This window comes from Herminiimonas glaciei (assembly GCF_042664955.1).
GTDB classification, from domain to species: domain Bacteria; phylum Pseudomonadota; class Gammaproteobacteria; order Burkholderiales; family Burkholderiaceae_D; genus Oxalicibacterium; species Oxalicibacterium glaciei.
On sequence record NZ_JBHTBU010000001.1, the window covers coordinates 453,044 to 463,173 of the forward strand.

12 protein-coding genes are annotated in these 10,130 nt (G+C 57.6%); 11 read left to right on the forward strand and 1 reads right to left on the reverse strand.

Translation table 11 applies throughout. From position 1 onward, the window contains the following. Positions 1-60: 60 nt before the first annotated feature. From ACFQPC_RS02025 to ACFQPC_RS02075, 11 genes are all read left to right on the forward strand, one after another. The gene (locus ACFQPC_RS02025) at positions 61-1,836 is read left to right on the forward strand and encodes a DUF2341 domain-containing protein (RefSeq protein WP_382269980.1); all 1,776 of its coding nucleotides are present in this window, start codon (positions 61-63) and stop codon (positions 1,834-1,836) included. A gap of 13 nt (positions 1,837-1,849) precedes the next feature. Further along, positions 1,850-2,260 carry an ExbD/TolR family protein gene (locus ACFQPC_RS02030; protein WP_012080231.1) on the forward strand — a complete coding sequence of 137 codons (411 nt, stop codon included), beginning with the start codon at positions 1,850-1,852 and terminating at the stop codon, positions 2,258-2,260. Positions 2,261-2,270: 10 nt separating this feature from the next. Beyond that, complete coding sequence (locus ACFQPC_RS02035) at positions 2,271-2,963, forward strand: energy transducer TonB family protein (RefSeq protein WP_382269981.1); 693 nt, start codon at positions 2,271-2,273, stop codon at positions 2,961-2,963. A 47-nt stretch (positions 2,964-3,010) separates the two neighbouring features. Next, entirely contained in the window at positions 3,011-4,813 is a 1,803-nt protein-coding gene (locus tag ACFQPC_RS02040; RefSeq protein WP_382269982.1) for a putative porin, read from the forward strand. Between the two features lie 11 nt (positions 4,814-4,824). Continuing rightward, a complete protein-coding gene (locus ACFQPC_RS02045; RefSeq protein WP_382269983.1) occupies positions 4,825-5,508 on the forward strand; it encodes an HlyD family secretion protein in 684 nt (227 codons plus the stop codon). Between the two features lie 62 nt (positions 5,509-5,570). Beyond that, a complete protein-coding gene (locus tag ACFQPC_RS02050; protein WP_382269984.1) occupies positions 5,571-6,494 on the forward strand; it encodes a foldase protein PrsA in 924 nt (307 codons plus the stop codon). A 73-nt stretch (positions 6,495-6,567) separates the two neighbouring features. Then, positions 6,568-7,089 (forward strand): YbjN domain-containing protein, encoded by a 522-nt coding sequence (locus ACFQPC_RS02055; RefSeq protein WP_382269985.1) that lies wholly within the window; start codon positions 6,568-6,570, stop codon positions 7,087-7,089. A gap of 55 nt (positions 7,090-7,144) precedes the next feature. Beyond that, complete coding sequence (locus tag ACFQPC_RS02060) at positions 7,145-7,408, forward strand: hypothetical protein (protein ID WP_382269986.1); 264 nt, start codon at positions 7,145-7,147, stop codon at positions 7,406-7,408. A 146-nt stretch (positions 7,409-7,554) separates the two neighbouring features. Further along, entirely contained in the window at positions 7,555-8,238 is a 684-nt protein-coding gene (locus ACFQPC_RS02065; protein WP_382269987.1) for a TonB family protein, read from the forward strand. Then, positions 8,238-8,756: an RNA polymerase sigma factor gene (locus tag ACFQPC_RS02070; protein WP_382269988.1), complete on the forward strand. Its 519-nt coding sequence runs from the start codon at positions 8,238-8,240 to the stop codon at positions 8,754-8,756. Before ACFQPC_RS02065 ends, ACFQPC_RS02070 begins: the two co-directional genes overlap by 1 nt. 102 nt (positions 8,757-8,858) lie before the next feature. After that, positions 8,859-9,860 carry a FecR family protein gene (locus tag ACFQPC_RS02075; RefSeq protein WP_382269989.1) on the forward strand — a complete coding sequence of 334 codons (1,002 nt, stop codon included), beginning with the start codon at positions 8,859-8,861 and terminating at the stop codon, positions 9,858-9,860. Between the two features lie 23 nt (positions 9,861-9,883). Here the strand turns inward: ACFQPC_RS02075 and ACFQPC_RS02080 are convergent, their stop codons facing one another. Next, entirely contained in the window at positions 9,884-10,117 is a 234-nt protein-coding gene (locus ACFQPC_RS02080) for a hypothetical protein (protein ID WP_382269990.1), read from the reverse strand. Positions 10,118-10,130 lie beyond the last annotated feature (13 nt).

The window sequence follows — 10,130 nt, forward strand, 5'->3', positions numbered from 1 at the left end:
TATTAAAAAAGCAGCGCACATCCCTTTTATTTTTATACGAGTTTTCGGAGAACCACTGTTATGCGACGCATTCTTTTTCTTACGCTCACCTTGTTGAGCACGCTCTTGCCTAACCTGGCACACGCCTGGTGGCAACCTGACTGGGCTTATCGCAAGCCGATCACGATCGATGCCGGTCCGCAAGGTGGTGCGCTGGGCGGCGATGCCGGCCGTACGCCGGTGCTGGTGCGCCTGCATACCGGTAACTTCAGTTTTGAAGGTGTCAGCGATACCGGCGCCGACCTGCGTTTCGTGGCAGGCGACGACAAAACCGTGCTGAACCACCAGATCGAACAATTCGATCCTTTGCTCGGCATTGCGCTGATCTGGGTCGATATGCCGGCCTTGCCGGCAGGTGCGCCGCAACAGGTTTGGATGTATTACGGTAACGCGAAGGCACCGGCATCCGGTAACGGCCAACGTACTTTCGACCCTGATTACACACTGGTCTATCACTTTGCAGAAGCAGCGACACCGCCACGCGATACCACTGCATATGGCAACAATGCACAAACTGCAGTGGTCAGCATCGACGGCACTGTGATCGGCAAGGGCGCAAAACTGAACGGCACACCATTGATGCTGCCGGCAGCACCATCGCTGACACAAGAAGCAGGCGGTGCCTTTACCTTCTCGGTATGGCTGCGTCCGGAACAACTCGGTGCACAGCAACTGATTTACGCACGTCGTGATAGCGGCCGTGAATTCCTGGTCGGTATCGACCAGGGTGTGCCTTTTGTCCAGGTCAACGGCCAACGCAGCAAACCGGGCCAGCCTATCCAGGCCGGTCAGTGGTCGCACCTGGCAGTCACCGCAGATGGCAAGAATGTCACCCTGCACGTCGGTGGCCGCGCTACCGCTTCGCTCGAAGCCGCCATGCCGGCATTGAATACTGCAGCTGCTATCGGTGGCGACACCGCAGCGCAATCCGCAGCATACACACCATTCGTCGGCGCGATTGATGAAGTCCGCCTGTCCAAGGTGGCACGTTCCGATACCTTGTTGCTGGCTGATGCGGTATCGCAAGGTGCGGAATCGCGCCTCGCGGTATTCGGTACCGATGAGCAGCAGGCAGGCAAGAGCCACTTCGGCTTCATCCTGGCAGCGATGCCACTGGATGCATGGCTGGTGGTCATCCTGCTGGGCGTGATGATGGTCCTGTCGTGGGCAATCATGATCAGCAAGGGCCGCAACTACGGTGCGATCTCGCGTGCCAATGCGATCTTCATGGATCACTTCCGTGAAACCGCAGGTGCACCGCTGGACCAACTGGCTAACAGCAGCAAACTGCCGCAAGACGTGAAAGCCGATTCTTCGCTGTGGCGACTGTACAAGGTTGCAGTAGATGAAATGCGCCGTCGCCATGACCGTGGTTACGACCTCAGCGCCGTATCGAATGCCACCATCAGCGCGATCCGTGCCGCAATGGACGGCGTGATGGTGCGTGAAAACGAACGCATGTCGCATCGCATGAACTGGTTGTCGACGGCGATTGAAGGTGCACCTTACGTCGGCCTGTTCGGTACCGTTATCGGCATCATGCTGGTGTTCGTGGTGGCAGCGATGGCCGGCGCAGTGGACATCAACTCGGTGGCACCAGGTATGGCGGCCGCGCTGTTGTGTACCGCTGCCGGCCTGGGCGTCGCGATTCCGGCACTGTTCGGCTACAACTGGCTGGCTTCGCGTTCCGATGCGATCGGCGCCGACATGGCCGTATTCGTCGACGAATTTGCTACCCGCCTGGCTGAAGAGCAAGGCGAAGGCCGTCAAGCTCGCGCCAACCTGCGCCAGGCTTGAGGAGCAGATAACTATGGCAAACGCAGCCAAATTCGGCACAAAAAAACGTGCCGGCGGCATCAACATCACGCCTTTTGTTGACGTGCTGCTGGTGGTGTTGGTGATCTTTATCCTGACCAGCAATGCCAGCATTCCGGGCATCAAGGTCGATCTGCCGAAGGCCAGTTCTTCGGTCGCGCTGGAAAAGCCGAAGACCAAGGCCATCACCATCGATAACGCAGGCCAGGTCTTCCTTGATGCATTCCCGGTGACCTTGCCGGAACTGGAAGAACGCTTGCGTACCGAAAAAGCGCTGACCCCGGACTTCCCGGTGATCGTGCGCGGTGATGCCTCGGTGCAGTACGCAAAAGTGGTGGAAGTGCTGGACCTGCTACGACGCATCGAGCTTAACCAGATCGGCCTCGTGACCGGCAAAGCGGCATGAGGGGGGTAATGTGAATCGCCTTCATACAAGTTCTCATCCGACCTCGCAGACTGCCGATTTATGGCGGCGCTGGGGTGGTTACGCGATAGGCGGATTCATTCTGATCGTGCTGGTGGCGGTCGTCTGGTATCTGGTATCGGGTACCGCGAGTACCAAGCGCGAGGTGGCTGCCACCCCGATGCTGATGCTGCCGCCACCACCGCCACCGCCACCTGAGCCGGAGAAATTGCCGGAGCCGGAACCGGAAAAAGTACAGCCGGAAGCGCCGCCTGAACCGACTCCGAATCCGCAGGAGGCACCATCCGACTCGCCGACGCCAGCGCCGGATGCGGGTGATCCGGTCACGATGAATAGTGATGCGCAAGCCGGTAATGACAGTTTCGGTGTACGCGCCGGAAGTGGCGGCGGTTCGACTGGTGGCGGTGGCGGGATGGGTTCGTATTCCGCGTATATCGGGAATGCAGTGCAACAGGCATTCGCCCGTGACCCGCGTACCCGCACGCTGGCCTTCCAGGAAATTCGTATCAACCTGTGGCTGGATCCGGACGGTAAAGCGACACGCGCAGAACTGGTGCAAAGCACGGGTAATGCGCAAATTGACGAGGCGGTGCTGGCGATGGTGCGTGACTTCCGCAGTGATGTGCGACCACCTGCTTCGCAACGCTTCCCGGCGCGCATGACTATCAGGGGGCGCCGTCCATGACGAAGCCTGCAATCCCTTCCATTTCATTTCAATCAGTGAAAGAAAGTATGAATCATTTATCTTCCCAGCCGGGCCGTAGCAGCCGTGGCTCAGTACTACCGGTACGTAAATCCGTACAAAACCTGGCCATCGCTTCGGCGGTCGCCTTGTTGATGGCCAGCGGTGTGGCACAGGCACAAACCGCAGCACCGGCCGAAAGCGCCATGGTCAAGCTGATCCGTGGCCTGATCCAGAGCGGTACCCTGAATAAAGACGTCGGCGAAGCCTTGCTGGCACAGGCGCAAACCGAAGCGATGGCGGCCCAGCAGGCACAACGCCAGGTTGCGGCAGTTGCAGCAGCGGCACCGGTAGCAGGCACTGCCGCAATGCGTCCGGAAGCAGGCGATGTGCGTGTACCTTATATTTCGCAAACCGTGCGTGACCAGATCCGTGATGAAGTCAAAGGCCAGGTCATGGCACAAGCCCGCACCGAAGGTTGGGCGGCACCGAATGAAACCCCGGAATGGAGCAAACGCATCCGTATCGAAGGCGATATGCGCTTGCGTAATGAATCGCGCTATTACGGTCGCGCCAACGATAATATGAACATTATCGATTACGCGGCGATCAATGCCGGTAGCGGCTATGACGTAAACCCGAACACCGCTTCCGGTTTGCCGCCGACCTTGAATACGCGCCAGGATAGAAAAAACCTGTGGCGTGTACGGGCCCGTTTTGGCGTATTGGCTGATATCTCCGATACCACCACGGCAGGTGTACGCCTGGCGACCGGTAGTGATGACAATCCGGTTTCCACTACCCAGACGCTGGGCGGCGGCTTGAACAAGAAAAACATTTGGCTGGACCAGGCCTGGATTGCGAACCGTCCGACCGACTGGCTCAAGATCACCGGTGGTCGCTTTGCTAATCCATTCGTCTCGTCAGACATGCTGTTTTCGAATGACTTGAACTTCGACGGTGTGGCCGCACAATTCGACAAGAAGTTCAGCAATGACACCTTATCGATGTTCGGTACGCTGGGTATCATCCCGCTCGAATATTCGTCCGATAACTTCCCGAAAGACCAGGGCGACAAGATGCGCAGCGAAACCAAGTGGTTGCTGGGTGCGCAGGTTGGCGCCAACTGGAAACTGGATTCGACGAATCGTTTGCGCGGTGCAGTGGCTTACTACAGCTTCCAGAATATCAATGGCAAGCTGTCTGATCCTTGCCGCCTGTACTCTGGTGAAACCACCACATGTAGCACCGACTGGTCTCGTCCGGCCTACATGCAGAAGGGTAATACCATGATGCTGTTGCGCAATATCGCATTGAACCCGGCCAATCCGGCGAACACACCATTGCCGCAATACATGGGCCTGGCTTCGAAATTCCAGTTGCTGGATTTGAATGCACGCTGGGAAACCAAGGTATTGGGTGATTACGGCCTGCGTCTGGATGCGAACTACATCCGCAACCTTGCCTATGATGAAGATGAAATGTTCCGTCGCGCAAATGGCGGCATTCTCAATAACTACGACCGGACCGGTGTGAATGCACGCGCCAACTTCGAGAGTGGCGGTAACGCGTATATGGTCCAGGCGACCCTGGGTAACCCGAACCCTAGCCTGCGTGGTGAATGGAATGTATCGGCCGGCTATAAATACATTGAACCGGATGCGATGCCTGATGCTTACAACGATTCGTCCTTCCACCTCGGTGGTACCAATGCACGCGGCTACACCCTGGGCGGTACCTATGCCTTCGACAAGAACACATCTTTGACCGGTCGCTGGTTGTCGAGCAAAACCATTTACAGCTCCCCGCTGGCTATCGACGTGATGCAGCTTGAGCTGAATACACGCTTCTAAACGAGGATCCCATGTCATCCCATTTCCTCCCTCGCCGCGCCGTCCGTTTCGCCACTTTGCGTCCTTTGGCTGCGGCCGTGGTCGTGCTGCTGGCCAGCGGTACGGCACAGGCGCAAAACCAAAGCATGGAAGAGCGTTTGCGTGCGCAACTGCGGATTACCACCACGCAGTTGCAACAGGCACAGAACGAGCTGGCCGCATTCAAGGGCGGTGCCGGTCCGGCATCGACCCCGGCGGATATCGACAAGGTCAAGAAAGACCTCGCCAGCAGCCAGGCGGCTGAGCGCCAGGCACGTGAAAAACTCAGTGGCATGAAGCACCAAAACCAGGTCGAGCTGGATAAAGCGAATGCGCAGATTACCCAGTATCGGGGTGCATATGATGAGTTACTGAAGCTGGCACGTGCGACCGAAGCCGAGCGCCAGCGCCTGGCCGGCGAAAGCATGTCGCAAGCGCAGGCTGCCATGCAATGCAAGGCCAAGAACGTCCAGTTGTATGAAACCGGACAGGAAATCCTGCGTGCATATGAAACGCAGGATATGGGTACTTTGATGAGTGCGCGCCAGCCGTTCGCCGCGCAAAGCCGGGTCAAACTGGATGAAATTGCGCAGCAGTATGGCGATAAATTGTATGAAGGTCGTTTTGAAATAGGTGGCAGCAATACCCCGGCGGCAGAACAGCCACGCAGTCAGTAATCCCAGTGTCATTTCGCACAGGCACACTGTGCCTGGCGAAACCATAGTGAAGGAATGAAAAAATGAAATCGAATATCAATAAAGCATTACCCGGCGTACGTACCGCAATCGGCGTGTTGCTGGCTTCGGTCATGGGCATGTCTGCCGCGCAATCGGCAGCACCGGACAAAGTCGTTGCCAGCGCCGGCAGTGTGACCATAGGTCAAAACGAAATCACGCGCTTGTTGCAAGGCATGCCGGAAGCAGAACGTGCCGCCATCAAGAACAACCGCGCCGGTGTGGAAAACTGGTTGCGTCAACGCGTGACCAGCGAAGCCCTGTTGCGCGAAGCACAATCCAAAGGCTGGGCCGAGCGTCCGGAAGTCAAGTCCAAGGTGGATGCCGCAGTGCGTGAAGTCACAGCGCGTATCGTCAGCACCAGCTACCTGGAATCGGTCGCACAAGTACCGGCGGCTTATCCATCCGATGCCGAAGTAAAAGCAGCATATGAACAAGGCAAGGCCAACTTCAATTTGCCGGCAACCTATCGCGTGGCGCAAATCTACCTGGCGAGCACCGGCACGGATGCTGCTGCGACCACCAAATTGCGCGACGAAGCGAAGAAGCTGGCGACCCAGGCCCGTGGTGGTGATTTCGCAGCGCTGGCGCGTAGCCGTTCGCAAGATCCACGCAGCGCAGAGCGCGGTGGTGAAGTCGGCATGCTGCCACTGGAGCAGATGCTGCCTGAAGTACGTGATGCGGTTGCCAAGCTGAAGGTCGGCCAGGTGAGCGAACCGGTGCAGTCCCCATCCGGTTTCCATATCGTCAAACTGCTGGAAACCCAGCCGGCACGTACCGCGACCCTGGAAGAAATCAAGCCACGCCTGCAAACCGCTTTGCGCGACCAGCGTCAACAGCAGTTGATACAGGCCCATATGGCCGGACTGGTTCCTGCCGGCAGCCTGAAGATCGACAGCGCAGCACTCGACGCAGCCTTGCAAAAATAAATACGGACCGCGAGGGCTCGCATAACGCCGGCTCTCGCTCCCATACTTTCACTTTTAATGATCAGGATATGACATGAGCAAATCTTCCAATGCAGCAGCTGCAGCAGTAGCAGAAACCACACCGGCAATTGAACTGTTGAACACAGTCAACGCGGAGCAAGTATCGGATGCCATCAAGGCGGCCGGCTGTGCCGTGACCACCACCGAGCATGAAGGCACCACATGGTTGCATAGTGCCAGCCACGGTATCGGCTTCCAGGTCCTGTGGGGCAATGCAATCACACCGGGTCAGTACGCTGACCTGACACTGAGCTGCCCATTGCGCGTGCAGGGTGGTGTATTGCCGGAAGGCGTGCTGACCGAATGGCACCGTACCAAGCGTTTTGCACGCGTAGCCTTGCATGGCGATTTCGTTGTGCTGGAAATGGATGTCATGGTGGCAGGTGGTGTTACCCCGGCGCACCTGGCTATTTCCCTGCAATTGTGGACCCAGATGATGGGCCAGTTCTTCCTGCACCTGCGCAACTTCAAACCTGAATCCGTACCGGCTACGGATGCAGTCGCTGCAACAGCGGAAGAATCGGTAGCAGCCTGAACCAGGGCAGACCACCGGTCCCGCGTGCCGGGGCCGGTATTGAAAAGGAATCGCTATGCCGACACATGATGAGTCGCATGACGTCCACCTGCAGCAACTGACGGCCGCTGACCGTCAGGTCAGGCGGACACGCCGTGCTGAAGCAGTACGCCAGCGCCAGCGCGTGGCCTTATTGAATTTAATGGCAACGTCGATGGCGGAGTTTGGTATTTCACATGCCGAGTTGATCGCAGCCCGGCGTGCCATCGGTGAACGTGCCGGTAACAAGGCCCCGGAATCCGAGGTACATGATTTGCATGAGGATGAGCCTGACGACTGAAGCGGCCGGTCGTTGTTGTAGCACCTGTGCGTACATTGTTTTCTGTCACGGCAAGGTCATATTGCTTGGGTACGATGCGCAAGCTAGTCAAGCAGCCCTTCGGCTGGATTGCACATCTAACGCATGAAAATATTACTGACATCCCTATGGCAAGAAACGTCGTGTCCATCGCCATGTTCACCGTGGCGGTGGGCATGTCTTTGTTGATGCGCGAGCTGGCTGCGCAGCCGGATAGTCCTCGCCAGTCAGTCACTGCCATACGTGCGCCGCAAGCCGGCAGCATGCAATTCGATATCCCTTCATTACCACTGCAGGCAGCGCTTGATGCCTTCGGTGAAAAAACCGGTTTTGCCGGACTCTATAGTGCCGCTTCCATCCAGGGTTTGAATTCCACCGCAGTATCCGGTCGCTACACCGCATATGCCGCCTTGCGCCTGCTGCTGGAGGGAACCGGGCTGGAAGCGAATTTCACGGCACCGGATGCATTTGTGCTGGAACCTGTCACCCCGGCAGCTGTAAACATGCAACGCAATATTGCCTACGACGGCCTGTTGCAGTCCGGCGTACGTGCGGCATTTTGCCGTGATCCGCTGATCGCGACGCTGGATTACCGCATTGCATTGCGTTTCCATGTCGATGCGCAAGGACGCATCACGCAAGCCTTGTTGCTGGATTCGAGCGGAAGCAAGAGCCGCGATCGTGCCATCCTGCAAGCCTTGCAGAAAGTCGATCTCGGACGTGGCCCGGCTGATACCAGCCTGCCTTTCTTTATGTTGATCTTGCCGCAGCAACTGGCTGCAAGTGACTGCGCCGGAACGACGGGGCACTGATGAGTGATATCGGCATTTCCGGTTTGCGCGACTTCCTGGTGCGGCGCTATGACGACCTGAAGCGTCGCCTGACGGTGCATCTCGGTAGCGCCGACCTCGCCGGCGAAGCACTGCAGGAAACCTGGCTCCGGCTGGAGAGCAGCAAGGAAGGTGCGGAGCCGGTGCAATATCCGTTGAGTTACCTGATGCGGATGGCGACCAATGCGGCACTGGATCGCATGCGTGCGGAAAAGCGTTTCCTCAGCGGCGAAGAAGTAGAGCAGGTACTGGCTGACCTGTCCGACCCGGCGGCGGGTCCGGCGCGGACCTTCGCAGCCCGTTCCGAAGCGGAGCGCCTGGCTGCCGTCATCCAGCAAATGCCGTCGCGGCGGCGCAATATCCTGATCCTGATTCGTGTCGATGAAATGCCGCGGCAAGAAGTGGCGGACCGGCTGGGCGTATCGCTAAGCCTGGTCGACCGCGAACTCAAGCGCGCACACGAATATGTGGTCCAGCACATGAGCGAGCACACAAAATGAAAAACAAAGTGCAGTTTCAGCGTTTGAAAAACGTCTTGGGTATATATCCATTTTTTCGCGAAATAGCCATGTACCTGTCGCCCACGTCTGGAGCTCGCCATCATGCTTGAGCAGCCATCCCATCGCATCCCTGATGAGCTGGAACTGCAGGCGCATGCATGGTTGCGTCGCCTGAAGTCGGGTACTGCGCGCGCGGCAGATGCGCAGGCCTTGCGACGTTGGTGTGCGACCAGTGCCGCCCATGCACGGGCTTTCGAGCAAGCGCAGCGGATGTGGGATGAGTTGTTGCCGGCGGCAGTACTGGCTGGTGCCGGTGACCCTGAGCTGAGCGCCTTGCGCAACAAACAATCGCGCAAGCAAACGTCCGGCATGTCGCGCCGGGCTTTCATGGGTGGCGCATTGGCAACTTCGTGTGCGGCTATCGCAGGTGTCGCCCTGATACACCCACCGCTGGATTTGTGGCCGTCGGCAGCGGATGCGTGGCGCGCCGATTTCCGTACGGCTGCCGGTGAGCAGCGTGGAATCGAATTGGCGTCCGGTGTTTCCGTAGAGATGAATACCCGCAGTGCGATAGCCGTGCAAACCTTGCGTGGTGAAGCCGTCGGCATAGACTTGCTGGATGGTGAAGTGGCGGTCGATGCAACGAAGCGTAACCAGCCGTTCGTGGTGAGTGCCGCCGGGGGGCGTACCTCAGGCCTCGATGCCCGCTTTGAATTGCGGCATATGGGTAATGCAGTTTGCGTGACCTGTATTGAGGGCATGGTCAAAGTGGCATCGGGTGGCGATGAAGTGGTCTTGCGCGCAGCACAGCAAGTGACCTATGACAGCCAGGCGATACAGGCGATACGCAGCATCAATCCGATTGATGCTTCGGCCTGGCGCTCCGGCATCCTGAGCTTCCGCCAGACGGCATTGGCGCAGGTGGTGGCGGAAATCAATCGCTACCGTCCGGGTCGTGTGGTCCTGATGGCAAAAGGCATGGCCGACAAACCGGTCAGTGGCCGTTTTCATATCCGTGACCTGGATAAAGCGATTGCGCAAATCCAGCGTTTATTCAAGCTCGATGTGACTTCCTTGCCGGGCGGTCTGGTCTTGCTTAAATAGGGTAAACAGGCAGTCAGGTCATGTCATCTGATTGTCATAAAAAATATCTGTTTTTCAGCAAGCCATGCCAGTGCTATCGCTGCGCGTGGCGGCACATAATTTTCAGTAAATTTTTGTATAGCTTTTGGTGTTGGCTTTCGTCTAGGGAGGCAAAGGCGGTCAGGAAATTTTCCGCCGTATTTATTCCTTCCAATATGAATCACCACTGAAAGAGCCTGCCATGCCGTCCATCCGTCCTGCCAAGATGAACCCAGCATTTTTCACACGTAC